Source organism: Lachnospira hominis (ex Hitch et al. 2025) (genome assembly GCF_040096395.1).
Classification (GTDB): Bacteria; Bacillota; Clostridia; order Lachnospirales; family Lachnospiraceae; genus Lachnospira; species Lachnospira hominis.
Map to the genome: position 1 here is coordinate 21,980 of NZ_JBBMES010000001.1, position 26,019 is coordinate 47,998.

Below are 26,019 nucleotides of genomic sequence, written 5' to 3' on the forward strand. Positions count from 1 at the left end.
GTGAGGCAACGAAATCACTTAATGCACGGAAAGGGGCATTTATGTTGTGATGAGCATAAATTTATAATTTCAAAAAAGTCTGAAAATAATACAATTTAAACACAATTAAAAAATAAAAGTGTGCAATGAGATAAAAAATAAAAAAATATGAAAAATATTTTAAAAAAGTGTTGACAAATGCACAAAGGGGTGTTACTATACAATTACAAAAAGGAAACAACATAAAACACAATACAAAGTGTCACAGTTGTTAAAAGGAGGTTGATTCCGTTGGAAACAAAAGAATCTAATCCTCAATATGAAAGTGGTAATGCATAGCAGTTCCCCGCAAGAAAGACCTTTACAACATATTGAATAATTAACATCATAATGATAGAGATGATGAACAAGTTAAAGGTTACATAAGCTGGCATTTCATATTGAACATTTACCACACAGTTAATACATAAGGTTTTCTTATTTGTGTAAAGAAACATATAAGAAAAGAATCTATGATTAATACAACTTGAAAGTTTATGATATTAAGCTGATATATTTCTTGAGATATACAAGACGTATATATGAAATATGAATCACATATAATACATAGATTGAGAGAAAATAGTAATCATACTTTTTGAAGATGTAAGGAATGTGAAGAATCCAAGCATACTGAAACTTAGTATTATCACCATTTACAAAGAGTAGTAACTTTCTAAGTATTTATTACGAGGCAGGGAATAAAAAAATTAAGCTGTTATATACAGCAAAAAAGTTACATTAAGTAACAAAAGTCGATTAGGTTGGAACATAATGAATTCAATCATTTATCGAAAAGGAGAAAAAATTGAATACAGAAGAACAGTGTTAGAAAGGCCGTTATGTAAGAATTTATATAGCGGTCTTTCTTTTTGTTTATTCTTTTTGTTTATCCGATATATGGAAAAAATTTGAGCATGTAAAATTGTGATGTTGAGTGTTTATGAATAAAATTTATTGCACCAGGGAATAATTAAAAAAATAATTATAATAAATGTGAGGGCAGAGAAATGATAGAATCCGATACAATAAAACTTTTACGTGAATGTGATGCAGGTATAAAAATGGGAATAGAATCTATAAATGAGGTGCTTAAATATGTGGATGACAGCAGGCTGCATGATGTATTGACAAAATGCAGAGATGACCATTTAGGGTTACAGGCACAAATACAGGAAATGCTGGATGAATTTCATGATAATGGAAAAGAGCCAAACTCTATTGCAAAAAGTATGTCATGGATAAAGACAAATACAAAACTTATGATGAACGAATCAGATTCAACGATTGCGGAGCTTATGACAGACGGTGGCAATATGGGAGTGAAGTCTCTCAATAAATATCTTAATGAGTATAAGGCGGCAGACGAAAAGACAAAGGATATAGCTAAAAAACTGATAAAACAGGAAGAAAGATTGGTATTTCAAGTTAAAGATTTTTTATAGGTACTATTAAAATATAAACATACTTACTAACAAAAAAATACAGAGAGAGTAAAATAGATTGTGTATTAAGTAATGTTTTCTAAAGTAGAGTAGAATACAGAAGGAAAGAACATGTTTAGGTTTGGTAGAATTATGGAATAAAAAATATGAAAGAAGAGAGCTTAATAAAAGATAAAAAAATAATACTTTAGAAAATTTATAATTATTTTTATCCCCCATTGGTCAATAAGTGGCTGGTGGGGAATTTTTATTGTGGAGAATAATTATGTACTATACAACACAAAAATATATAATGTATTAAATAAACTATCAGGCAAAAGAGTTGCACCTGTAATTACAATGGTGCTATACTTTGGAATAGATAAAGAAACAGTGGAAGTGGCATTGACATGCTTATAAATTATTGTTTGTATATGAATATGTAATATAAAAGGAAATTACAAATGTCATTATTTAAAAAAGATATATCAAAGAAAGAGCTTGAAAAAGCATTTAATGAGATTCAGATGAATCTGGAAAATAATTATAAAGATTTGGCGATAAAAGCATATAAAGACGCTGATTTAATGCTGAATAATTACCATAAAGAATCAAAGATTGATGAGAAAACATATACCAAATTCAAAGCAAGACTTGATATTTTTGCCAAGAGAATGGAAGGTTACAGTCATCGTCTAAATGTTAAGTATTAGAAGGCGGTTAAAATGAAGATATATGTGAAAAAGATATGTAAATTTGTTAAAACAGATACAGTGCTTGTTGTATCAATTGTATTAGCAGTGATTTCAATGCTTGCAGTTAAACCTGACAAACAGTATTTAACATATATAGATTTCAGGACACTTGCAATACTTTTTTGTCTTATGACGATAGTGGCGGTATTCAGACAGGAGGGGATTTTTGATTTTATTGCAGATAAAGTATTAAACAAAGTAAAAAATACATCTTCGATTGTACTGACATTGGTTCTGTTGTGCTTTTTTATGTCTATGATTATTACGAATGATGTTGCACTTATTACTTTTGTTCCGTTAGCGATTATAATACTTAATAAAACAGAGGAATGTGTGCGTGAAAAATGGATTCTTAATTGTGTAGCAATGCAGACGGTAGCGGCAAATCTTGGAAGTATGCTAACGCCAATAGGCAATCCTCAGAATCTTTTTTTATATGGTAAACTTAATAGTGAATCATCTAATACAGGTGTATTGGGTTTTGTGGAATTAATGCTGCCATATTGTGTTGTTTCGCTGATTCTGCTTATTGTATGGGTAGCAGCTTTAAAAATTATATTGGAAAAAAGAAGTGACGACAGAAATGTAAAAAATCAGTCTGATACGGGAAATATAAGAAAAGTATATGGTAAAACATTGAAAAATGTTAATAAGGCATATTTAATAAATTATTCAGCTTTATTTTTGATAAGTATTCTTGCTGTTGCACATAAAGTACATTATATAATTCCGCTTATACTTGTATTATTGTATTCAGTTATAAGGAACAGAAAAGTATTAACGAAAGTTGATTATTCTTTACTGGCTACATTTGTTGCATTGTTTATATTTATAGGAAATGTGGGAAGAATTCCGTTTTTCAGTCATGCACTTATGAGAATTATAGGCGGTAGGGAAACTATTACTGCTATAATTGCAAGTCAGGTTATAAGTAATGTTCCGGCTGCTATTTTACTTGCTGGTTTTACAGATAATATTTCCGCATTAATTGTAGGTACAAATATTGGAGGACTGGGAACATTAATTGCATCTATGGCAAGTCTTATCAGTTTTAAATATATATCAAGAGATAAACCTGATTTGAAAAAGAAATATTTTGTTGCATTTACTATATCGAATATTGTATTTTTGATAATTCTCGTTGTATTATATTATCTGAGTTTATAAATTAAATCTAAGGATGAATGGTTCTTGACAGATGGGGACATGGTGGAGAGATTCATCCTTTATGTATTAAGAAGCGTATGAAACCACAGACCTAAATAAAAGAGTAAACAAAAACAAAAGGTTACACATATTTTTCCGGAGAGAAATATGCGTAACCTTTTTAGATTAAGATAAAATTGGCTGCTTGTTAAGTTACAGAATAATCATAACCTGTTACAGCCAATGCATCAATGTTGGAACCGTTATTAACATGAACGCCTATTGTACATGAGGAAGCTTCGGATGCATTGAATGTTATTGTTGCAGAACTTCCGGAAACACGGCTGTTAGCTGATACACCATCAACTTCTACCTGATCAATAGTATTATTAAAATTGATTGTAAGAGAAACTGTTCCATTGATTCCTGACCACGAAACAGAGATAAGCCCTTTTCCACCGCCATTCCATCTGTCCCAGACATTGAGAGAACTAACAGTCATATTTCCAGAACCGCTTGCGGCATAGATGCCTTCTGCTGATTCAGGTATAACAAAGGCAACAGGTCTTTCATAATTATTATTCATAAGACAAACCTCCTGTCATAAAAAGCAAATTAAAAGGATATAGTTGAATGTTACTCATTCTGTAATATATCATACATGAGAATCAATCAACTCGATACAAATATATTATATAGTTATAATGCACAAAAAATCAATAGTAAATTTATGACATTTTTTATTTAATATTTTATATCATTTCTTTGTAATCTTTTTTAATGTTTCGTATTACAAAGAATGCAACGATGCAAGATAAAATAGTTGTAAGTATATTACTTAAACACATTACGATTCCGACACTTTCACTTCCGAGAGTTGTAAAGTTCTGTAATGCCCAAAGAATAGGGATTCTGAAAACAAAAACACGGCAGAAATTACAAAAAAGAGTGAGCTTTGTTTTTCCAAATCCAAATAAAAGTGCCATGACTGCTGCATTTATTCCGAGAGGAACACATCCGCCGAGTGAATCGTAACGGAAAACTTTAATAATCATATTCTGGAATTCCACATTATATCCATCCTGGCTGTTGGCAAAAAGGTATGTTATTGGACCGGCAAAGATATTTAATATGATATACATAATTAATCCAAGTGATGCTTCAATAATCACAAGTCTCCAGAATGTTCCAAGAGCCCGTTTGATGTTTCCGGCACCACGGTTCTGGCTTATTATTGAAGCACCGCCATCCTGAAAACCATTTTGCATCTGGGTTGTAATTCCGTTGATGTTATTTGATATTCCAAGTGCACCGACAGTTACAGAACCATAGTTTTTACTCATAGAATTAATTACTGTTTTTCCCATTGCAAATGCAACTTTTTCCACAATGACAGGGAAAGAAAGATTAAGCATAGGATTAACAACGTTTTTCTTAAAGCGGATACTTTTAAAGCTGAATGTAAATGCATCGTTTCCTGAACATAAATTATGTATTGCCATTACAAAAAGAAATGCCTGTGAAATAACACTTGCAACGGCAATCATTGTAATATCGGCGTTGAGTCCATAGATAAAATATGCTGTGATTGAAAGCTTTAATATGATTACAAACATATTAAGGCGGAGGATTCTTTTAGAGTTGCCGCGTGAACGTTCAATGGCTATGTATACATTATTAAAGAAACTAAGTACTGTTGAAAAAAGTGTAATTATAAAATACTTTGTTCCTACATTAATAAAATCCTCGGGTGTTCCACATAAACGCAGAAGCACAGGAGTAAAAGGAAGTATACAAAGAACAACTGCTGAGCATATGCCACAGATTGTAATTAACGTACTTAACCGTTTTTTAACCATGTCATAATCACCGGCACCATATGCCTCACTGATTTTTAAGGAGCTTCCTACTGCAAGACCTGTACCAACGGCACTAATCATATTTTGGAGCTGTGAAAGATATGCAACTGCCGAAACAGCTATAGCACTTACATGTGATGCCATCATAGTGTCAAGAATGTTAAAAAGGTGGTTTATAAGCTGAAAAACGGACAGTGGTATACATACGTAAAATATTACTTTCCATAAATTACCATTTAATGCAAAGTCCCTGAATTTTTTGTCTTTTTCAGATAATTCAGAACCGGATGAATTGATATTGTTTTCTGCAGCCATTAAAAAAGTCCTCCATTTAATTAGTAATCAGGTATTAGTTTAAAAAAATAATGCTGTAAATGCAATGATAAAAGTTACTTTTATTTAATAAAATACAGAAAAAAAGCATTACTTCAATTTATTATGATGGAAAATGCAACTGCAATATGGTAAAATAATTAACATTAATTACAGAAGTTAATAATAAATTAAAGATGAAAGAGAGGCAATACCACGTGTCTAAATTTACACAACAGGCTATTATTGATACTTTTTTGAAAATGCTTGCATGCAAATCTCTTGACAAGATAACTGTAAAAGAAATTGTGAATGAATGTGGAATTAATAGAAACACATTTTATTATTATTATAAAGATATATATGATTTGCTTGAAGATGTAGTAAGCACAGAAAGCAAGAAAATAATAGAAGAAGATGGAAACAGCAAGACATTTTATGATGAATGTATGAGAGCATTTGATGTAATGATGAAATATAAAAACGCATTGCTTCATATATATAATTCACGAAGCAGAAGTGTAATTGAAAAGTATTTAATGGCTGTTACACCTAATTTTATAAGGCGTTTTGTTACGCTTAATTCTGAAAATATTGAAATAAATGAAAAAAATATTATATTTATCTGTGATTTTTATAAGTATGCTGTAACTGGATGTACTATAGAATGGATTCGGAGTGGCATGCCTGAAGAACGGGAAGAATTTGTAAAGAAAATTGCAGATATATTTGAGGCGACTGTGTCCGATGCGGTTAAAGCATTTGAAATAAAAAAGAATTAAATATATTTGTTAAAAATTAGACATTTTCAGACAAGTGACTGAAAATCAGACATAATAATCTATCTGACTGTGTGAAGCTGTATTTCATAAATATATAATGCATTTAAGTTTAAGAATTTAAACGCAGGAGGAATATTTATGGGTACAATGACACATATAGCAGGAAGAGCTGCATTTTCAAAGGCTGTTGATATTGTTTTAAAGAATGCTGATAAGGACAGAGAGAAAGAAATTACAAAACTCGTTGACCTTATGGAAAAATATATGGGCTCAGAAAAGATAGATGTTGATTATAATAAAGTAAAAGAACTTATTTGTGATAAAGACAAAACTTTAAATAAATATATTAACAGACTTCTCGATGAAATTAATCCGCATGTCTTGAAGACAACGGCACTTAATCTTGGTTACGAAGCATTTTTCCATGGAACTAAGACTATAAGAAAGATGAGAGAAGTACATGACTGTAATGTGCCATGGCTTATTCTTATGGATCCTACAAGTGCATGTAATCTGCATTGTACAGGATGCTGGGCGGCAGAGTACGGCAATAAACTTAATCTTACATTCGATGAGATGGATAGTGTTATAACTCAGGGAAAAGAACTTGGTATATATCTTTATATGTTTACAGGTGGAGAACCGCTTGTACGCAAGGAAGATATTATAAAATTGTGTAAAAAACATAGTGATTGTGCATTTCTTGCATATACAAACGGTACTCTTGTGGATGAAAAGCTGTGTGAGCAGATGGTTGAAGTCGGCAATTTCTATCTTGCAATAAGTCTTGAAGGCTTTGAAGCAGTTAATGATCTGAGACGCGGTAATGGTGTTTACGGAAAAGTAATGCATGCAATGGAGCTTTTAAAGCAGTATGGACTTATATTTGGTACATCAATATGTTATACATCAAAGAATATTGAAACAGTTACAAGTGATGAATTTGTTGATTTGATGGTCGAAAAAGGATGCCGTTATGCATTTTATTTCCATTATATGCCGGTTGGCAATGATGCAGCAGTTGAACTTCTGCCAACAATGCAGCAGCGTATATATATGAAAGACCGTGTAAGACAGATTCGTAATATGAAAGACGGCAAAGGAATATTTACAATGGATTTCCAGAATGATGGTGAATATGTTGGCGGATGTATTGCCGGTGGAAGAAATTATTTCCATATTAATGCAAATGGTGATGCAGAACCTTGTGTATTTATACATTATTCAGGTGCTAATATACGTACGCATTCATTGCTTGAAATATTGAAACAGCCATTATTTATGGCATATCGTGACAGACAGCCGTTTAATGAAAATCATCTCCGCCCATGTCCGATGCTTGAAAATCCGGAGATTTTGCAGCAGATGGTAAAAGAAACAGGTGCGAAGTCAACAGATTTGCAGTCTCCGGAGGATGTAACGCATCTATGCGGTAAATGTGAGGAATATGCAAGAAAATGGAAGCCTTGTGCAGAACGTCTCTGGGCAGAAGAAAAACATAAAAAACATTCTTACGAAAATTATAAAAAGAAATAATGTATGTGAAAATGCACAAAAATAGCTGTGAACATCTGTTGAATATATAAATATTGACTATTTTCATAGATATGATAAAATACAAAATAGAGTTTGATAAAACTCATATTATGTAAAAAGGGAGTAAATTTATGAAGAAGGGTATTTTATTTAGATGCAGGAAGACTGCGGCTGTAGTGATGGCGTTTGCAATGACGCTTTCATATCTGCCACAGCAGGGGATTTCTGCATATGCAAAAGACGGTTCTGTGGCATCACAGTCACAGGTAACTGTGAGCAGCAGAGAATGCATCGGATGGTACGAGAGTGCCTATGTTGAATGGCAGCCTGTAGACGGAGCAAAGTCTTATAACGTCTATATCAAGGGCGAAACAGAAGCAGATTCAGCTTACAAAAAGCTTGACGATGAGCTTATAAGACAGTATCCGGATTACTGGAGAGCTGATGCACCCGGCCTTAAAGCGGGAAAATATATGTTCAAGGTTGAAGCTGTTACTGACAGCACAACGGCAAGCATGATAACACCTGCTGTTGAAGTAATGGCATATGACAGAAGCGGTTACGGATTTGTCAACGGAACATCATCAGGTGCATATAACGAGGACGGAACATTAAAAGACAACGCAGTTGTTTTATATATTACAGAGGATACAAAGGATACAGTGTCCCTTGATGTTGTGACAGGCTCAAAAGGGGCAGTTACTTCATGCACAGGACTTCAGGCAATACTTTACGGATTCAAGAAAGGCAAGGACAGCAGACCACTTGATGTAAGACTTGTCGGCAATATCACTGATTTAAAAAGCATGGATAAGGGTGATATTGTAATAGACGGATGCAAAAACGGTATCACATTTGAAGGTATCGGCGAGGATGCAACGGCAAACGGCTGGGGACTCCGCGTTAAAGGATCTTCAAATGTTGAAATCAGAAACCTTGCATACATGAACTGCGACAGTAACGAGGGTGATGACGTAGGCCTCCAGCAGGACAATGACCATGTATGGGTACATAACTGTGATTTCTTCTATGGACATGCAGGTTCAGACGCAGACCAGAAGAAGGGTGACGGAGCACTTGATACAAAGACATCAACATATGTCACACACTCATATAATCATTTCTATGATACAGGAAAGAGCAATCTTCAGGGAATGAAGAGTGAGACAACATCAAATTACATAACATACCACCACAACTGGTATGACCATGCAGATTCAAGATGCCCGAGAATCAGGACATGTACGGTGCATGTATACAACAACTATTATGATGGTAATTCAAAGTATGGAATCGGTGCAACAATGGGAAGTTCCGTATTTTCAGAAAATAATTATTACAGAAACTGCAAGTTCCCTATGCTTATGGCAGGACAGGGCTCAGACATAAAGTATGCCGAGTCTTCAGATGGAATCTTTTCAGGTGAAAACGGCGGCGTGATCAAAGCATACGGCAACCACATCGAGGGAGCAAAGGCGGCGGTCACATATCAGAAGGATGCAGCAGGATTTGATTTCTATGAGGCATCATCAAGAGACGAAGTTATTGACTGTTCTGCATTAAAGGGCGGTTCAAAGTACAGCAATTTCGATACGGCAGCTGATTTTTACAAATACAGTGTACAGTCAGCAGAGGATGCGAAAGATACAGTCGTAAAATATGCAGGACGCATGAACGGCGGGGATTTCAAGTGGACATTTGACAATTCAGTTGATGACGAATCATATGCGGTTAATGAACCATTAAAAGCAAAACTTATGTCATACAAGACAACCCTTGTATCTGTAGGCGGCAGTGTTTCAGGCACAGACAGGCCCGGCACAGGAGAAAAACCGGGAACGGGTGAGGATAAACCTGGCACAGGAGAAGATAAGCCTGGCACAGGAGAAAAACCGGGAACGGGTGAAGACAAGCCGTCAACGGGTGAGACAGCAGCTTCAGCTGTACATAATTTCACAACAGATTACACAACAGCAGACAGTTTCTTTACTATTTCAGGAAATCTTGCGGATAAGAAGGGAACAAATAAATATAACGGACTCAATCTTACAAAGTGCCTTAAAATTGAAAGTTCAACATCAGTCACATTTAAGGCAGCATCAAAAGGAAAGCTTGTGCTTGTAACAGAAGCGTCAAAAAGAATTAAGATTGATGGAAAAGATGTCAAGGCAGACGCAGATGGTGTAATTTCAATGGATGTTGAAGCAGGTGAACATAAGATAGCAAAGAAAGATTCAACAATTCTTTTCTATATTTCATTCACGGGAGATGGCAGCCAGACACCGGGAACAGGAGAAGATAAGCCGGGAACGGGCGAAGACAAGCCGGGAACGGGCGAAGACAAACCGGGAACAGGCGGCGATACAGACAAAGGTGACAAACCCGGTGAAAGGGTTGACAATGAAGTGCGTGAACAGGCACCGGGCTTCAAGGATGGAGATATATATGTATCTGCAAAGGGAAGCAGCGAGGGTGACGGTTCATATGAGAAACCGATGGATTTTGTAACAGCCCTTAACACGGTAAAGCCGGGAAATACAATCTGGATGTTTTCTGCAACATACTATGTATATGACATGTATAAGGCACCTGTTATCATTTCAGAGGATAACAGCGGCACAGCAGATGCTTACAAGACAGTAAGCAGCATCAATGGAAAGCCTGTAACAATCAACTTTGACGGAATGGCAGAAGAAGGTTCCAACAGGGGAATAACACTTGACGGTTCATACTGGCATTTTTATGACATTGACATCTGCAATGCAGGTGACAACGGAATGCTTCTTTCAGGTGACCATAATGTGATTGAACTCTGCAGGTTCTATGCAAACCATGATTCAGGTCTGCAGATAAGCAGATACAATACATCATATAATTCAATAGAACAGTGGCCGTCATACAATACAATCCTTAACTGTACGGCATATGACAACAAGGATATCAAAACATGTGAGAATGCGGACGGATTCGCAGCAAAGCTTACATGCGGCGAGGGAAATGTATTTGACGGATGTATTTCATACTGCAACAGTGATGACGGATGGGATCTGTATGCAAAGCCTGCAACAGGCCCAATCGGGGTAGTAACAATAAAGAACTGTATAGCATTCGGCAACGGCAAGCTTACGGATGGTTCAGGTTCAGCAAACGGCGACATGAACGGTTTCAAGCTTGGCGGAAGCAACGGGGCATGCCCTACACCGCACGTTGTGGAGAACTGTCTTGCATTCAATAACGGTGCGACAGGATTTACGGATAACGGCAACGGCGGAGCCATAAAGATGAGCAACTGTATTGCCGTAAACAATGGCATGTACGATAAGAATAAGGCAAATTTCATGTGCTACAGGACATCAGCAGATGCAGAATATACGAATATCGTATCGGCAGCAACATCAAAGAATGCAGCAACAGACCAGTTCAAGGGCAAGTTAAGCCATGTGCTTTACAATTACAAGGGTGTGGGAACATACTGGGTAAATGAATGGACCTGCAAGGACGGAGCAAAGACAAAGTACACAGGCTCTGAGGCAAAAGATTATACAGTTGCACTTAGTGATTTTGTGAATACAACTATTCCTGGATACAATGCATCAAATGGATCATATGCAGCAGATTACCATGAGGTATTCAGAAATGCAGACGGAAGCATTAACGTAAACAAGCTTTATGAATTAAAGAGCGACAGCAGGATTTATGAAGCAGGAGTAAACGGTTCCAAGATTGGATGCTCATTTGAAAAACAGGTTGAACCGGGCAAGACAGAAGGTAATGTTGAAAGCAAGGGTGATGCACCAAAGATTGATAATGCAGAGGATACAGCAAAGGAAATTGAAGCATCAGTTGAACTTACTGATGAAGAAAAAGCTGCAATTGCTGCAGGAAGCAATATTTCTGTAAGTCTTGTTATTAATGATGAAGTTAAGACCGAAGAGAAAGAACTTGTAGAAAAGAATCTTTCATCACTTGTTGAAAATGGTAATATCGGACAGATTTTTGATATAAGCATTATTAAGAAGATTGGTGATGGTGAAGCAGTAAGTGCACAGGTTAATAAAGAAGTGACATTACAGATTGCAGTTCCTGAGAAGCTCCTTAATAAAGATAGCAATATCGAAAGAACATATAAGATTATAAGAGTGCATAATGGCGAAGTTACTGTTTTGGACAGTGATAAGTGTCAGTTTAATGAAAAAACAGGCGTTATTACATTTAAAACAGATAAGTTTTCAACATATGCCATTGTATACACAGATAAGGCTAAAGAAGTAATATCTGGCGGTTCTGAAGCGGGCAGTAAAGATAACACAGATAATGGAAACAATGCCAATATTGATGTTAAAGAAGAGCCGGTTTTGGGAAGTACAGCGGACGATTCAGTAAATACAGGTGATAATTTCAACCTTTACATGTATCTTATGCTTCTTGCAGTATCAGGTGCGGCATTATTTTTATCAAAAAAGAAAAAATATAAAAATAATTAATTAAAATAAGTTTGTTCACTGCATTACTTTTGATAATAATCAAAAAATTAAAATTTTTATTAAAAAAGTGTTGACATCTTATAAACGGAGTGCTATAAATACACGTAAACAGAAAGTTAAATGCAGTGAACAGAACAGTTTATCCAAGATGTTTGCATTGCAGAGAGTCATCGGCTGGTGTGAGATGATATGTGATTTTGGATAACATCATCTGCGAGCAGTGCACTGAAATTAGTCAATATTGATTAAGATTAAGTGTCACCGGTATTCTACCGTTATATAGAAGCTTATTAAACGGACGATTTAAAGTATCCGTCAGATGAGGCAGAGTGGTCACGTAAGTGGCAATCAAAGTGGTATCGCGGAAGTTTTAGCTTTCGTCTTTGAGTATGCTGTAAGGCATATTTTAAGACGAAAGCTTTTTTTTATAAATAGGAAATTGCGTAGAACTTTCTGAATAAACATTTATACATAGACGGTTATAGATATTCCGTCAGGGAAGGAGAAACAAAATGAATGGTTTAGTTATTGTTTTAATCGGAATCGTTTGTTTAGGTGCAGGTTATCTTTTATATGGTCGTTGGCTTGCTAATAAGTGGGGACTTGACCCAAAAGCAAAGACACCTGCATTCACTCATGAAGATGGTGAGGATTATGTTCCATCATCTAAGTTTACAGTATTTTCACATCAGTTTTCATCTATCGCAGGTGCAGGTCCTGTAACAGGTCCTATTCTTGCTTCGGTATTCGGCTGGGTACCTGTTTTACTCTGGCTGATTGTCGGCGGACTTTTCTTCGGTGCCGTTCAGGATTTTGGTGCTTTATATGCATCAGTTAAGAATGAAGGCAAGTCAATGGGTATGATTATTGAGAAGTACATAGGTAAGACAGGTAGAAAGTTATTCATGCTTTTCTGCTGGTTATTTACACTCCTTGTTATTGCAGCTTTCACAGATATGGTTGCCGGTACATTCGTAGCAAAGGGTGTTGAAGGAATGACAGAAAAGACTGCTAATGCAGATGCTTCTGCTGCTTCAATTTCTATGTTATTTATCGTTGTTGCTATTATCTTTGGACTTGTTCAGAAGTCAATTGTAAAAGCTGGTAAGAAGATGAACGAATGGGTTAAGGCTATCGTTGCAATCGTGCTTTTGGTTGCTATGTTCGCTGTAGGTATGGCACTTCCAATTTATGCTACAAAGTCAGCATGGATTTACATCATCATGGCTTACCTTTTCCTTGCATCAGTTATGCCAATGTGGTTATTAATGCAGCCTAGAGATTATATGACAACATTCATGCTTCTCGGTATGATTATCGGTGCTGTGCTTGGTGTTGTTGTTGCACATCCAAGCATGAACTTAAATGCGTTTAACGGATTTACATTAGGAAGCGGTGCTTCAAAACAGATGCTCTTCCCTACATTATTTGTAACAATTGCATGTGGTGCTGTTTCAGGTTTCCACAGTCTTGTATCTTCAGGTACATCATCAAAGACAATCAGCAATGAGAAAGATATGCCTATGGTTGGTTACGGTGCAATGGTTGTTGAATCATTACTTGGTATCGTTGCACTTGTAGTAGTTGGTGCTGTTGCTGTTAATGGTACAAAACCAGCTGGTACTCCATTTGCTATTTTCTCAACAGGTGTTGCCGGATTCCTTGAAAAATTAGGTGTTCCTGTTCATGTAGCAACAGTATTTATGACAATGTGCGTTTCAGCTCTTGCTTTAACATCACTTGACTCAGTAGCAAGAATCGGACGTATGTCTTTCCAGGAGTTATTTTATGGAGACAGCACAGACCCGGCTACAATGACTCCTGTACAGAGAGTTCTTACAAATAAGTATTTTGCAACAGTTATCACATTGTTCTTTGGTTACCTTTTAACACTTGGTGGATACAACAATGTATGGCCATTATTTGGTTCTGCAAACCAGTTGCTTGCAGCTATGGTTCTTATTGCTATAGCAGTATTCTTAAAGACAACAGGAAGAACAGGCTGGACATTATATGCTCCTATGTTCATCATGCTTGCGGTAACATTTACAGCTCTTGTTCAGAAAGTAATCGCTCTTGTAAGCAATGTTGTAAATGGTAAAGCTACATTCCTTGTTGATGGTTTACAGCTTATCGTTGCAGCAGCACTTATGGTACTTGGTGTATGTGTTGCATACAGCTGCTTAAAGAAACTCTTCACAACAAAGAAGAATACAGAGCAGGCTTAATTAGAATGTTAAATTAATAAAATATATTTAAAATAAAAACGTTTTCTGTTATGATTATTATATAAACATAGTAGAAAACGTTTTTTATTTATGCTGGCAAAATACAATGTCCCGGTGCAGAAATGCATTTAGGGTGAATCTGCCCAAATTACGTAAATATGAGAAGGGACGGAGTGTATGAAAAATTTATATTATTGGCTTGCAATATGCATCGGATATTGTTTTGGAAGTGTTCTTTATGGATACGAAATTCCGCGTATTTTTAAAAAGATTAACATATGCGAATTGTCGGATGATGGTAATCCCGGAACATATAACGCATTTAGATACGGCGGATTTATCTGTGGTATAAGCGTCCTTATTGCTGAACTATTAAAAGGATTTATACCTGTATTTTTCAGTGCAAAGTATATTGGCAGAGAGTCAGTTTTGTTTGCATTTGTTATGGCAGCTCCCGTTATGGGGCATGCATTCAGCGTTTATTATTTTTATATGAAATTCCGCATGAAATATATTAATAGAGAAAAAACATGCCACGGGTATTTGCAGACGGAAATACAGGCGGCAAGGCAATTGCGGTTTCATTTGGTGTCATGTTGGGGCTTTATCCTGACACAATGCCGCTTACGATTCTTATTGCATGTTATCTGTTCTTTTCTTTGATATTAAGAATAAAGAGTCATGCAAGAAGAACTATTATAACATTTGGAAGTGTAATAGCATTGTCTTTATTTTTTGTCAAAGAAAAAAGCGTAATATTTGGAATAATAATAATTTCTTTTATTGTAATTTATAAACATGTAATATGTACAGAAAAGGAGAAAGTATGCGAATCTTGATTTTATCGTGTAATACCGGTGGGGGTCACAATGCTGCCGGCAGGGCAGTTAAAGAGATTTTTGAAAAAAACGGGGATGAAGCAGTCGTGCTTGATTATCTTTGCCTTGCGGGAAATAAAGTTTCAAAGACGGTCGGAAATGTATATATAGAAACTGTAAAAAATGTTCCGGGACTTTTTGGTGCAGTATATAAACTCGGGATGGGAGTCAGCAGAATATGCCACAGGTCTCCGGTTTATTATGTGAATTCAGTTATGGCAAAATATATAAAACAATATCTCAAAGAAAATCCTGCAGATGCAGTTATTATGCCTCATCTGTATCCGGCGGAGACGATAACTTACATGAAAAGACGTGGTATGAAGCTTCCGCTTACAATAGCTGTGATGACAGATTATACATGTATTCCGTTTTGGGAAGAGACTAACTGCGATTATTACATAACACCGCATGAAAGTTTGAACGGTGAGATTATAAAACGTGGAATTAAGAAAGAAAAGCTTAGAAGTTTTGGTATTCCGGTTTCGCTTTCATGTAATGATAATATAGAAAAAAAAGAGGCAAAAAATATCCTTTCGCTTGACAAAAATAAAAAATATATACTTGTGTCAGGCGGAAGCATGGGTGCCGGTGATATTTCAAAACTTGTAAAAAAACTTTCATATGCTTTAAATGATGATGAGGGGATAATAGTAATATGTGGAACTAATAAAAAACTGTATAAACAGCTTATAGATGAAAATATACCGCATGTAATAATAAAAGGACAGGTTAACAATATGCCTGTTTATATGAAAGCATGTGATGTCATATATACAAAGCCGGGAGGTCTTACATCAACAGAGGCGGCTGTCTGCAATATTCCGATTATACATACAAAGCCTATTCCGGGATGTGAGACACAAAACAGCAGGTTCTTTGTGAAAAATGGCATGAGCATAAGTGCAAAAACAACGGACGGACTTATAAAACAGGGAATAAAATTGTTTCGTGACGATAAGCAGAAAGATATAATGATAAAAAATCAGTCAGATATAATATCAAAAAACAGTTCAATGAATATATATAATTTAGTGAAAAATAATATGGAAAAGTGAGGCTGACATATGGGTGATAATTTTTTGAATTGTTCTATAGGCCTGCTGATACCATTTGTGGGAACGTCACTCGGTGCAGCATGTGTGTTTTTTATGAAAAATAATATGAAGGAAATGACAACAAGAGCATTGACAGGATTTGCTGCGGGAGTTATGGTTGCAGCATCAATATGGAGCCTGTTAATTCCGGCAATGGAGCAGACACAATCACAGGGAATGGGAAAAATGTCATTCTTTCCGGCATTTATAGGATTCTGGATTGGAATATTATTTCTTTTGTTTCTTGATAATGCAGTTCCGCATCTTCATATGAACAGCAGTAAATCAGAAGGACCAAATAGCAGTCTTGGGAAAACACAGATGATGGTACTTGCAGTCACTATACACAATATACCTGAAGGAATGGCAGTTGGCGTAGTATATGCAGGTTATCTTTTGGGAAATTCGCAGATTACGCTTATGGGTGCACTGGCACTGTCTATCGGAATAGCCATACAGAATTTTCCAGAGGGAGCGATTATTTCAATGCCGCTTCATGCACAGGGAGAGAAAAAAGGAAAAGCATGCTGGTACGGTATACTTTCAGGAGCAGTAGAGCCGGTGGCAGCAGCTTTTACCATACTTTTATCAAAATTCATAGTTCCTGCGATGCCTTATCTTTTAAGCTTTGCCGCGGGAGCAATGATATATGTTGTGATTGAAGAACTTATACCGGAGATGTCAGAGGGTAAACATTCAAACATTGGAACAATAGCATTTGCTGTGGGATTTTCGATTATGATGACACTTGATGTAGTTCTTGGATAATTATTATTTTTCATATGGGCATGGATTAGGAAAGAGTGATTCCATAACTTTGATTTCATGGCGGCGGGCCTCGGTGCTTCCGCCATCGGCACCGGTATTAAGGCAGAATAAATCATAATTTCCAATTTCGGCAGTGCATCTTTGTATACTTGAAATTCCGTATGAAAGTGAACTGTTGATTTTTCTGTTTTTTGCGTTGACAAAGTAAAAGCCGTAAAGATTCTGAAAAGAAGGCTGTACTGTCTCATTTGTTGTGCTAGAAAGACAGACATCTGCATATCGGTAATATTTTTTTACTATATTATAGCATGTCTTTATCTCGGATAATTTCAAAGGAATTGCATTGTGCAGTGTGTTTAAAGGACGTTTCGGAAATGTTAATTTTTTTTCTTGTAAAGCCGCACATGTTATGCTGTGGGCAGAAAGCACCCTGTAATAAAAACCATACATTGTATTTGGATTTGCTTTTTTAAGAAATTTGTCGGCGATAAAATATTTTGTCATTATAGAATGACGCATATCAGAGCCTGTCTTGTCCTTATATAATGTATAAGGATACACGATTCCCGCATCTTCGTAGAAAAAATCTTCTTTTTTCAGAGGATTTCCGAAAAAGTTATCGTCGTTAGCGTATATAATGTGCTCTGAGCAGCCAAAGTCTTTCAGACGCCAGAGATTGTATTCAAAAGTTGTCGAAGACGAGCTGTCAAATCCGAGTAAATCATTGTCTTTAATATATTTGATACGCTGTGAAATCAAATCGGCAGATTTTAGAAAACTTACACGCTCATTAGGCATAATGATATAAATGTACCGAATCCATGGAATATTTTTCAATGCTGAGCGGATAGAATACTGAAGTTCGTTATTGTCAAAATCTTTGCGGACTGAATCTGTGCGGTTAAGAGCCGGATCGCTCAAATCAATATATTTATAAACTAAATCAACAGGTGTATTATTTAAAAGAGATAATTTATTCACGATAACCCTCCGGGGACTTAAATTACTATATTTAATTATATTATAATGTTGAAAAATGTGCAAGAATGGAGAAAAAATGAAAAAGGTATCAATTATTGTTCCTGTATACAATGCTGCTGAGTATGTCGGAAAATGTCTTGAAAGTGTTGCTTTGCAGGATTATAAAAATATTGAAATTATCGTTGTGGAGGATGGTTCGGATGATGAAAGTCCGGATGTATGTAAGGAGTATGCCCGCAGATATGACAATATAAAAGTATATCATGATAAATGTGGTACTGCAGGAGCTGCAAGAAATTACGGAATGAGTAAAGCGGATGGCGATTATGTTATGTTTGTTGATGCCGATGATTATCTTACTGATAATTGTGTTGTATCTGAACTTACAAAAAAGATGGAGAATGTGGATATAGTAGTTGGAAACTACCAGAGATTGTGGAAGAACAGGCTTCTGGATGCTTCAAAAAACAGTGGATTTGCAGGATTAGATATGAATTCAGTGGATTTTACTTTTGGTGGATTTTTTTCAATAGGAACATTGTCGTATGCATGGGCAAAGTTGTATAGAAAGAGCTTTCTTGACAGCAATAAGATTGAATTTGGTGATTACAGATATGCTGAGGATAAGATATACAATTATTTTTGCTATATTGCAGGTGCAAGATATGCATTTATAGATAAAAAAATTTATGTATACAGGAGAAATGAACAGTCAGTTTCCAATACATACCGCAAAGATGGTGATAAAGACTGGATGAGGATTGCACAGGATCTGCAGGATAAAATTGACAGCTTGAATTATGAAAAAAAACAGTACAGTCAAGATGAAATTGAAAATTATGAAAGTATTGTTGCATGGACAATATATTTTGCTGCCTTTTTTGATGGAAAAATGGAGTATGAGTACAGTACAGGAAAGATAAGTGCTGTAATAAATCTTTTAAAAAGGTATGCATCATATGATTTGACTAAAAAATATTTAAAAAATCCATTAAGATATACAAAAAAAATACCAGCATTATCATATAAAATAATGCTGGGTGGATTTGCTTTTTTGATGAAATGTAATATGTATCTACTTCTTTCATTAGGAATAAAGCTTCTTGTTGACTGCCATATTGACGAAAGGCTGTCTGATACGGGCAGAAAAGAAGATTAATTCAGACACATATATTTATTTTCAAAATCACTGACAGGAATAGGGCGGCTGTAATAAAAGCCCTGAATCAGGTCACATCCGTATGACTCGACAAGCTGCTTTTGCTCAAGCGTTTCTATGCCTTCAAAGACAACATTATAATCAATCTGGTGAAGCAGATTGATTAAAGTGCGGATTAAAATACGGCCTTTGTCAGTGCACAGTGATTTGCTGGCAAATATATGATCAAGTTTAATTGTATCAGCAGGCATATTGGCAATCTGGTTAAGTGATGAATATCCGGATCCAAAATCATCGACACTTACAAGAAAACCATATGAACGCAGCTGATTTGTCGTGTTGACAATAGTGTCGGTATTTTCAATAAAAACAGATTCAACAATCTCAAATTCAATAAGGAATGGTGGGATATTATATTTTTTCTGAAGAGCAATTGCCATATCAGTGAAATCACCTTTTGTAAAACGCTGCCGTGATACATTGACTGAAATTGTAAAGACTTCCCGCCCTTCGTTAATCCAACGTCTTTGAAGTTCAAAGACTTTTTCAATCATTATGTTATCAAGCGTGTCTATAACACCTGTACTTTCAAGCACAGGGATAATCTGGGCGGGCGGAATAATATTACTATGGTCATCCAGAATACGAACAAGGGCTTCAGCACCGACGATTTTATTTTTGGAAATTGAAAACTTGGGCTGCAGATACATTAATAAACGACCTTGTCTGCAAGCATGGATAAACATGTTGGACATACGCATGTTATTGAGCATGGTTGTCATATCATTCTGGTTATATACCTGAAACTTTACATCAAACTTCCCTTTTGCCTGCTTTTTTGCAATATGAGCACGGTCAAGAGCAGTGTCAGTATCTTCTGATGAATCGGAGATAAAGTAAACGCCTGTGTATACATGTATGTATACATTAGGATACTTTTTATTCATCATATCTTCAAAGGCTGTATTCATATCAACAATCCGTTCGAGCTCCCTGTCATGGGAAAAATTTCCCAGATCGTAAAGACCACGAAATTGGTCACTTCCTTTGCGGCAGGCAGCAAGACAATGTGGATTTTCTTTATAAAAGTAATCAGCCATTGTTTTTATAAATTCATCACCTGTATCGCGTCCGTAAAACTCATTGATATACTTGAAATTACTCACATCACTGGCTATTAAAACGAGTTTTTTAGAACCCTCTTTTATATATTTCTCGCATGTATCATGGAAATCTTTGCTAGAAAGAAGACCCGTCAATGTATCATATTGCATAAACCCAGTACCTTCCCTGTTCTGCCTTACAGAAAGAACTTCGTAAGACGAATTAAAATTAATCACGAAATAAACTATATTTATTATATTACAAAATAACTATATATGCAACTGATTTACAATTTTTAATATCATTTTTTTACAAAAGAATAATTCTACGAGGCTGATAAATAGGTTGAAGTGAGGAGGTATAAATGGTATATTTTAATAAATAAATCTAAAGGTCTGTGAGGCATTTATGCTGTAAAGAAACAAGCAGACAGACAGGAGTACAATATGCTGACAAATGACGCAACAATTTTAAAAATCAAGCATGAAGTATTATATGAAGTAGCAAAACTAGCTTATTCGGGTGAGTTTGATGAGAAAAAAGAAGATTTACCATATAAAATGATTCCTGGGCTGAAGCCTAAGTTTCGCTGCTGTGTATACAAGGAAAGAGAAATCGTACGACAGAGAGTAAGGCTTGCAGAAGGACTTTGTCCTAACGATAATGGCCAGCAGGAATCAGATAATGTAATTCAGGTAATAGAATCTGCCTGTGCAGACTGTCCGCTTTCACACTATATTGTAACTGACAACTGCCGTAAATGTATGGCAAGAGCATGTCAGCAGTCATGCAAATTTGGTGCGATTTCGATGGGGCGTGACAGGGCATATATTGATCCTGATAAATGTAAGGAATGTGGAATGTGTGCAAGAAACTGCCCATATAATGCGATTGCAGACCTTATAAGACCATGTAAAAAAGCCTGTCCTGTGGGTGCAATTACTATGGATGAAGAGACGGGAATCTGTCTTATTGATGATAGTAAGTGCATCCGCTGCGGTAAATGTATACATAGATGCCCATTCGGTGCAATTGGTTCAAAGACAGCAATAGTTGATGTTATTAAATCTATTATTTCAGGAAAACAGGTATTTGCAATGTTTGCACCGGCTATGGAAGGACAGTTCGGAGCAGATATCACGATGGCAAGTATCCGTACAGCATGTAAGAAACTTGGTTTTACTGATATGTATGAGGTAGGACTTGGAGCTGATATGACAGCAGCATCTGAGGCAGCAGAGTGGGCAGAAGCATATGATGAAGGCAGAAAAAAGACTACATCATGCTGTCCGGCATTTGTTAATATGATTAAAAAATGCTATCCTGAACTTATTGAGTGTATATCAGATACTGTTTCGCCGATGTGCGGAATATCAAGAATGATAAAGAAAAAATATCCTGACGCCATCACGGTGTTTGTAGGACCTTGTATTGCCAAGAAAGATGAAATCAAGGATAAGTCAATTGAAGGAAATGCAGATTATGTTCTTACAATAGGTGAGTTCCGTGCAATGATGCGTGCTAAAGAAATAGTTTTTGAACCTGAGGAAAATACAGCACAGCAGTCAAGTGTTTATGGCAAGCGTTTTGGTAACGGCGGAGGTGTTACGGCAGCTGTTTTAAAGAGTATGGAAGAATCAGGAGTTGATACATCAGATTTCAAGATTGAAAAGTGTGCCGGGGCTGATGAATGTAAGAAAGCACTTCTTCTTATGAAAGCAGGAAAGCTTGATGTTGATTTTATAGAGGGAATGATGTGCGAGGGCGGATGCGTAGGCGGTCCGAGCAGACACAAGAATGAACAGTTCTTTAAGAAAGACAGAGATAAGCTTATACAGGCAGCTGATGCACGTGGAGTTCATGAAAATCTTGATAAATTTGATGCTTCAAAGGTTGGCATGCACAAATAAATCGTATGCTGATACTAAAAATAAGGCAGGTAGCAGATGTGGAATTTAATGGAATAGAAAAGGTGCATGAAGGTGCATTTATAAACAGGTATAATCTTACATATACAACAAAAGATAATAAGAAAAAAGTATATGAGATGATAAGCAGAAACCGCAATATTGACAGTGAAGATCAGATTAGAAATCCAAAGACTGACGGAGTTGTCATTATTATGACTGATGAAGATGACGAACATATATTGTTAAACAGGGAATTCAGAATGGCTGTTGATGATTATGTATACAATTTTCCGGCAGGGCTTGTAGATGCAGGGGAGACGCCGGAACAGGCAGCGGCAAGGGAATTAAGAGAAGAGACGGGACTTGAACTTGTAAAGGTTGAAGACAAACTTATTAACAGTTACAGTGCAATAGGTTTTTCTAATGAAACTAATGTTGTAGTAATCGGAAAAGCAAAAGGAAGATTTGCACCAAGTTCATCAACACTTGAAGAAATACAGGCAGCATGGTATACAAGACAACAGATAAGGGAACTTCTTAAAAACCAGCCATTTGCCGCGAGAAGCCAGGCATATTGTTATATGTGGTCAAAGCAGAAGTAAAATGGAGGAAATTAATGTATACATTTATAAGTAAAGTTGGCAGAAAAGTATGTGTTATGTTTAAAAGAAATATGTCAACTGCGGTTTTGTGTTACCTTGTAATGATGTGTGGGCTTGTTTTGGCAGGCTGTGGAAAAAAGCCGGGAACACAGATGTTTACATATGTGAAAAAAGATGATGCGACAATAGAAATTACCGGATTTACAGATGCGGCAAAAGAGCAGTCATCATTTATCATACCAACGGAAATTGATGGTATTAAAGTTACATCAGTTGCAAGAGAATCGTTCAGGGATTGTGCAAATATTAAAGAGATTTCGATTGCTGAAGGTGTTGAAACGATAGGTGAAAATGCCTTTTTAGGATGTTATAATCTTGAAACTATTAATTTTCCTTCAACAATAGAGTCGGTTGGGACTAATGTTGTAAAAAATACAATATGGGAAAAGAATGAATATGAGCAGTATGGAGCTGTAATAATTAATAACATTCTTTCTTCTGTGCAGAATGTACCATCAGAATATAAGCTGCCTGATGGTATTAGAAAAATAGCTTCGGGTGTATTTTATGGCAATACACAGCTTACAAAGATTGATATGGGCTCATCACTTGAAGAAATAGGAACCTATGCATTTGCAGGATGTACAGGTATTACAGAATTAAGCATTCCGTCAAGTGTAAAAAATATCGGATATGGAGCTTTCAGCCAATGCATCAATCTTACTGTAAGTGTTCCTGACACAGTTGGACAGATAGGACAGGAAGCTTTTTATAAAGTTAAATTTGTAGAATATAAAGGAAAGCTTGGCGGTGCTTATTGGGGAGCTGCCGCAGGCGGAATGGAGAAGCAATGACAGAGACATCAGCTGGAAAAATAAATAAAGAAGAACATTTATTTAAATCAACAAGCGGCGTGTGTGATATACATACTGTACTATGGTATCCTGATAAAGAAAAATATGAAAATCCTGTAGGTGTGGTTCAGATTGCACATGGAATGATTGACCATATAGAAAGATTTGAAGGACTTGCATTATATCTTGCTGAACGTGGATTTGTTGTAGCTGGAAATGACCATCTGGGACATGGAGATTCAGTTAATGATAAAAATGACTGGGGATATTTTGCAAAAGGAAATAACAGCGGACTTTATCTTGTTAAAGATATGCACAAGCTGACAATTATAATGAAAAAGCGTTTTCCTGAACTGCCATATATTCTTATAGGACACAGCATGGGCTCATTTATGACAAGACGTTATCTTATGATGTATGGTAATGAACTTGATGCGGCTGTTATATTAGGAACTGGCAACCAGCCAAAGATTATGGTTGACGGAGGTCTTTTAGCTGTAAAGTTTACAAAGCTGTTTCACGGTGACCGTTACAGAAGTGAGACGCTCAATAAAATGATGTTCGGCACATACAACAACCGTATAGAAAATCCCGTGACGGATTCCGACTGGCTTACAAGAAATCCCGATATAGTTGACAACTATGTAAATGATGAAAAATGCAGTTTCCTTTTTACGGTTAATGCGTATGAAGGTATGTTAAAAATCATCAGATATGTAATTAATGATGCAAATATCGAAAAGACACCAAAGGAGCTTCCGCTGCTTATCGCATCGGGAAATGCAGACCCTGTAGGTGAGTATGGAAAGGCAGTAGAGCATATTTATAATAAATATAAAAAACATATGGATGATGTTGAACTGAAGTTATATGATGGCTGCCGTCATGAGCTTCACAGTGAAATAAACGCACAGGAAGTGTTTGAGGACATTTATAACTGGATAGTTGAGAGAGTAGGATAAAATAACACTAAGTAAAAAACGGTATTTTTTGATTCAGACACTTCGTGTCAATATTCAAAAAATACCGTTTTTTTAATTTTATAATGTGTTAAATATATAATGCATACTTCATATTGTAAATTTAATACTGTATAATTTCCTACATCAGCGTCTCATACTTAGGCATAATACCGATGCCGATTGTTGTAGGACCAGTGTGTACGCCTGTTATTGAGCTTACGCGTAAGTCAAAGCGTTCACGGCTCTCAACACATTTGATTTTGAAATCTGTTTCAACCTGACGGCGGAGCTCATCACATTCGTCCGGCGTAGTTGCCGATGCAACCGAAATATCGTAAGTATTCGGGTCAATGTTTCTGCTTGTGAAATATTTTTTGCAGCTTTCAAATACGTTTGCAACCGATTTTTTGCGTGTACGGCAGAGACCGCTTACGTTTACCTCACCGTTTTTAAGGAAAAGACTTGGCCTGATATTTAAAATTCCTGTTACCATAGATGCGAGTTTTCCAAGACGGCCCCCTTTTTTGATGTAATCAAGAGAGCCGATTGTAAAGTAAACTGTTCCGATGTCTGTCATTTTCTGAAGAATAGATACTGCTTTTTCATAAGGAATGTTATCGCGGTTCATACGGATTGCTTCATATACTAAAAGACCTTCGGCAGCAGATATGAACTGAGAATTGATTACTGTGATTTTTGCATCCGGATAATCTTCCATAACCTGCTGTGCTGCCATTCTGGCAGAGTTGACTGCACCACTTAAAGCAGTAGAAAGGCATATTGTAACAATTGGAATGTTTTCCTTTACGGCAGGAAGATATGCGTCTATATAATCCTGGACACTTGGAAGAGATGTTCTTGGATATATCTTTTCCTCTGTTATGCGTCTGTAGAATTCATCAGTTGAAAGCTCAGTTCTGTCTTTGTAATAAGTTTCACCGTCAAATGTTATATAAAGCGGAATGAGTGTGACATCTACGGAAGCTGCATAATCCATAAGAAAATCGCATGCTGTGTCTGTAATTATTTTAAACATAAAATTAAATCTCCATTTTCTATTACTTATAATATTTTTTTCTATTACCTTTATGAGTGGTTACTTTAAATGTTTATTACGGAACATAAAGACGCAATAAAATATTTACATTAATATATCACAT

20 protein-coding genes, 1 pseudogene and 1 other annotated feature are annotated in these 26,019 nt (G+C 36.0%); of the genes and pseudogenes, 16 read left to right on the forward strand and 5 right to left on the reverse strand.

Going from position 1 to position 26,019, the window contains the following annotated elements; all coding sequences use genetic code 11:
• Nucleotides 1-1,028: 1,028 nt before the first annotated feature.
• The 3 genes from WMO38_RS00105 to WMO38_RS00115 all read left to right on the forward strand — a co-directional run bounded on the left by WMO38_RS00105 (nucleotide 1,029) and on the right by WMO38_RS00115 (nucleotide 3,364).
• The gene (locus WMO38_RS00105) at nucleotides 1,029-1,463 is read left to right on the forward strand and encodes a hypothetical protein (RefSeq protein ID WP_349160864.1); all 435 of its coding nucleotides are present in this window, start codon (nucleotides 1,029-1,031) and stop codon (nucleotides 1,461-1,463) included.
• A 443-nt stretch (nucleotides 1,464-1,906) separates the two neighbouring features.
• On the forward strand, nucleotides 1,907-2,155 hold the full coding sequence (locus WMO38_RS00110) for a hypothetical protein (protein ID WP_021867154.1): 249 nt from the start codon (nucleotides 1,907-1,909) through the stop codon (nucleotides 2,153-2,155).
• Nucleotides 2,156-2,167: 12 nt separating this feature from the next.
• The gene (locus WMO38_RS00115) at nucleotides 2,168-3,364 is read left to right on the forward strand and encodes an SLC13 family permease (RefSeq protein ID WP_349160865.1); all 1,197 of its coding nucleotides are present in this window, start codon (nucleotides 2,168-2,170) and stop codon (nucleotides 3,362-3,364) included.
• A 187-nt stretch (nucleotides 3,365-3,551) separates the two neighbouring features.
• Here WMO38_RS00115 and WMO38_RS00120 read toward each other — a convergent pair whose 3' ends face one another.
• Nucleotides 3,552-3,929, reverse strand: a complete 378-nt coding sequence (locus WMO38_RS00120) for a pe-pgrs family protein (protein ID WP_349160867.1) — start codon at nucleotides 3,927-3,929, stop codon at nucleotides 3,552-3,554.
• Nucleotides 3,930-4,095: 166 nt separating this feature from the next.
• Entirely contained in the window at nucleotides 4,096-5,517 is a 1,422-nt protein-coding gene (locus tag WMO38_RS00125; protein ID WP_186836329.1) for an MATE family efflux transporter, read from the reverse strand.
• Between the two features lie 215 nt (nucleotides 5,518-5,732).
• Here WMO38_RS00125 and WMO38_RS00130 point away from each other — a divergent pair, with 215 nt between their 5' ends.
• The 8 genes and pseudogenes from WMO38_RS00130 (at nucleotide 5,733) to WMO38_RS00160 (ending at nucleotide 17,287) form a co-directional block, all read left to right on the forward strand.
• Nucleotides 5,733-6,296, forward strand: a complete 564-nt coding sequence (locus tag WMO38_RS00130; RefSeq protein ID WP_349160868.1) for a TetR/AcrR family transcriptional regulator — start codon at nucleotides 5,733-5,735, stop codon at nucleotides 6,294-6,296.
• Nucleotides 6,297-6,434: 138 nt separating this feature from the next.
• A complete protein-coding gene (locus tag WMO38_RS00135; RefSeq protein ID WP_186836327.1) occupies nucleotides 6,435-7,832 on the forward strand; it encodes a radical SAM/SPASM domain-containing protein in 1,398 nt (465 codons plus the stop codon).
• Nucleotides 7,833-7,963: 131 nt separating this feature from the next.
• Nucleotides 7,964-12,316: a right-handed parallel beta-helix repeat-containing protein gene (locus tag WMO38_RS00140; protein ID WP_349160869.1), complete on the forward strand. Its 4,353-nt coding sequence runs from the start codon at nucleotides 7,964-7,966 to the stop codon at nucleotides 12,314-12,316.
• Between the two features lie 116 nt (nucleotides 12,317-12,432).
• Nucleotides 12,433-12,704 (forward strand) — a binding site (T-box leader).
• Nucleotides 12,705-12,828: 124 nt separating this feature from the next.
• Nucleotides 12,829-14,544 carry a carbon starvation CstA family protein gene (locus tag WMO38_RS00145; protein ID WP_349160870.1) on the forward strand — a complete coding sequence of 572 codons (1,716 nt, stop codon included), beginning with the start codon at nucleotides 12,829-12,831 and terminating at the stop codon, nucleotides 14,542-14,544.
• A 177-nt stretch (nucleotides 14,545-14,721) separates the two neighbouring features.
• Nucleotides 14,722-14,970: pseudogene (locus WMO38_RS15195) on the forward strand (glycerol-3-phosphate acyltransferase); the annotation flags it as partial.
• Nucleotides 14,971-15,074: 104 nt separating this feature from the next.
• Nucleotides 15,075-15,383, forward strand: coding sequence for a glycerol-3-phosphate acyltransferase (locus WMO38_RS00150; protein ID WP_349160871.1), 309 nt, complete (start codon nucleotides 15,075-15,077; stop codon nucleotides 15,381-15,383).
• Complete coding sequence (locus WMO38_RS00155) at nucleotides 15,371-16,480, forward strand: MGDG synthase family glycosyltransferase (protein WP_349160873.1); 1,110 nt, start codon at nucleotides 15,371-15,373, stop codon at nucleotides 16,478-16,480. The genes WMO38_RS00150 and WMO38_RS00155 overlap by 13 nt, the downstream gene beginning before the upstream one ends.
• 9 nt (nucleotides 16,481-16,489) lie before the next feature.
• Nucleotides 16,490-17,287, forward strand: a complete 798-nt coding sequence (locus WMO38_RS00160; RefSeq protein WP_186836323.1) for a ZIP family metal transporter — start codon at nucleotides 16,490-16,492, stop codon at nucleotides 17,285-17,287.
• Between the two features lie 3 nt (nucleotides 17,288-17,290).
• On the opposite strand, the gene WMO38_RS00165 is transcribed toward WMO38_RS00160, so the two are convergent.
• Nucleotides 17,291-18,268: a stealth family protein gene (locus tag WMO38_RS00165; protein WP_349160875.1), complete on the reverse strand. Its 978-nt coding sequence runs from the start codon at nucleotides 18,266-18,268 to the stop codon at nucleotides 17,291-17,293.
• A gap of 76 nt (nucleotides 18,269-18,344) precedes the next feature.
• Here WMO38_RS00165 and WMO38_RS00170 point away from each other — a divergent pair, with 76 nt between their 5' ends.
• Nucleotides 18,345-19,427: a glycosyltransferase family 2 protein gene (locus tag WMO38_RS00170; protein ID WP_349160877.1), complete on the forward strand. Its 1,083-nt coding sequence runs from the start codon at nucleotides 18,345-18,347 to the stop codon at nucleotides 19,425-19,427.
• Here the strand turns inward: WMO38_RS00170 and WMO38_RS00175 are convergent.
• Entirely contained in the window at nucleotides 19,424-20,701 is a 1,278-nt protein-coding gene (locus WMO38_RS00175; protein ID WP_349160879.1) for an EAL domain-containing protein, read from the reverse strand. The genes WMO38_RS00170 and WMO38_RS00175 overlap by 4 nt on opposite strands.
• Nucleotides 20,702-20,977: 276 nt before the next feature.
• Between WMO38_RS00175 and WMO38_RS00180 the strand changes: the two genes are divergently transcribed.
• From WMO38_RS00180 to WMO38_RS00195, 4 genes are read left to right on the forward strand one after another with little or no spacing between them, the layout of a single operon-like run.
• Nucleotides 20,978-22,441 carry a 4Fe-4S dicluster domain-containing protein gene (locus WMO38_RS00180; protein WP_349160881.1) on the forward strand — a complete coding sequence of 488 codons (1,464 nt, stop codon included), beginning with the start codon at nucleotides 20,978-20,980 and terminating at the stop codon, nucleotides 22,439-22,441.
• A gap of 38 nt (nucleotides 22,442-22,479) precedes the next feature.
• Complete coding sequence (locus WMO38_RS00185) at nucleotides 22,480-23,043, forward strand: NUDIX hydrolase (protein WP_021867169.1); 564 nt, start codon at nucleotides 22,480-22,482, stop codon at nucleotides 23,041-23,043.
• A gap of 14 nt (nucleotides 23,044-23,057) precedes the next feature.
• Nucleotides 23,058-23,897, forward strand: a complete 840-nt coding sequence (locus WMO38_RS00190) for a leucine-rich repeat domain-containing protein (protein WP_349160882.1) — start codon at nucleotides 23,058-23,060, stop codon at nucleotides 23,895-23,897.
• A complete protein-coding gene (locus tag WMO38_RS00195; RefSeq protein WP_349160884.1) occupies nucleotides 23,894-24,859 on the forward strand; it encodes an alpha/beta fold hydrolase in 966 nt (321 codons plus the stop codon). Before WMO38_RS00190 ends, WMO38_RS00195 begins: the two co-directional genes overlap by 4 nt.
• Nucleotides 24,860-24,998: 139 nt before the next feature.
• On the opposite strand, the gene WMO38_RS00200 is transcribed toward WMO38_RS00195, so the two are convergent.
• Nucleotides 24,999-25,895 (reverse strand): DegV family protein, encoded by an 897-nt coding sequence (locus WMO38_RS00200; protein ID WP_349160885.1) that lies wholly within the window; start codon nucleotides 25,893-25,895, stop codon nucleotides 24,999-25,001.
• Nucleotides 25,896-26,019 lie beyond the last annotated feature (124 nt).

Bases quoted from the DNA above. Each gene is read 5' to 3' on its own strand.
- WMO38_RS00170 (WP_349160877.1), top strand. From the start codon at position 18,345: ATGAAAAAGGTATCAATTATTGTTCCTGTATACAATGCTGCTGAGTAT.
- WMO38_RS00175 (WP_349160879.1), bottom strand. From the start codon at position 20,701: ATGCAATATGATACATTGACGGGTCTTCTTTCTAGCAAAGATTTCCAT.
- WMO38_RS00120 (WP_349160867.1), bottom strand. From the start codon at position 3,929: ATGAATAATAATTATGAAAGACCTGTTGCCTTTGTTATACCTGAATCA.
- WMO38_RS00105 (WP_349160864.1), top strand. From the start codon at position 1,029: ATGATAGAATCCGATACAATAAAACTTTTACGTGAATGTGATGCAGGT.
- WMO38_RS00145 (WP_349160870.1), top strand. From the start codon at position 12,829: ATGAATGGTTTAGTTATTGTTTTAATCGGAATCGTTTGTTTAGGTGCA.
- WMO38_RS00180 (WP_349160881.1), top strand. From the start codon at position 20,978: ATGCTGACAAATGACGCAACAATTTTAAAAATCAAGCATGAAGTATTA.
- WMO38_RS00110 (WP_021867154.1), top strand. From the start codon at position 1,907: ATGTCATTATTTAAAAAAGATATATCAAAGAAAGAGCTTGAAAAAGCA.
- WMO38_RS00140 (WP_349160869.1), top strand. From the start codon at position 7,964: ATGAAGAAGGGTATTTTATTTAGATGCAGGAAGACTGCGGCTGTAGTG.
- WMO38_RS00125 (WP_186836329.1), bottom strand. From the start codon at position 5,517: ATGGCTGCAGAAAACAATATCAATTCATCCGGTTCTGAATTATCTGAA.
- WMO38_RS00150 (WP_349160871.1), top strand. From the start codon at position 15,075: ATGCCACGGGTATTTGCAGACGGAAATACAGGCGGCAAGGCAATTGCG.
- WMO38_RS00190 (WP_349160882.1), top strand. From the start codon at position 23,058: ATGTATACATTTATAAGTAAAGTTGGCAGAAAAGTATGTGTTATGTTT.
- WMO38_RS00135 (WP_186836327.1), top strand. From the start codon at position 6,435: ATGGGTACAATGACACATATAGCAGGAAGAGCTGCATTTTCAAAGGCT.
- WMO38_RS00195 (WP_349160884.1), top strand. From the start codon at position 23,894: ATGACAGAGACATCAGCTGGAAAAATAAATAAAGAAGAACATTTATTT.
- WMO38_RS00160 (WP_186836323.1), top strand. From the start codon at position 16,490: ATGGGTGATAATTTTTTGAATTGTTCTATAGGCCTGCTGATACCATTT.
- WMO38_RS00155 (WP_349160873.1), top strand. From the start codon at position 15,371: ATGCGAATCTTGATTTTATCGTGTAATACCGGTGGGGGTCACAATGCT.
- WMO38_RS00200 (WP_349160885.1), bottom strand. From the start codon at position 25,895: ATGTTTAAAATAATTACAGACACAGCATGCGATTTTCTTATGGATTAT.
- WMO38_RS00115 (WP_349160865.1), top strand. From the start codon at position 2,168: ATGAAGATATATGTGAAAAAGATATGTAAATTTGTTAAAACAGATACA.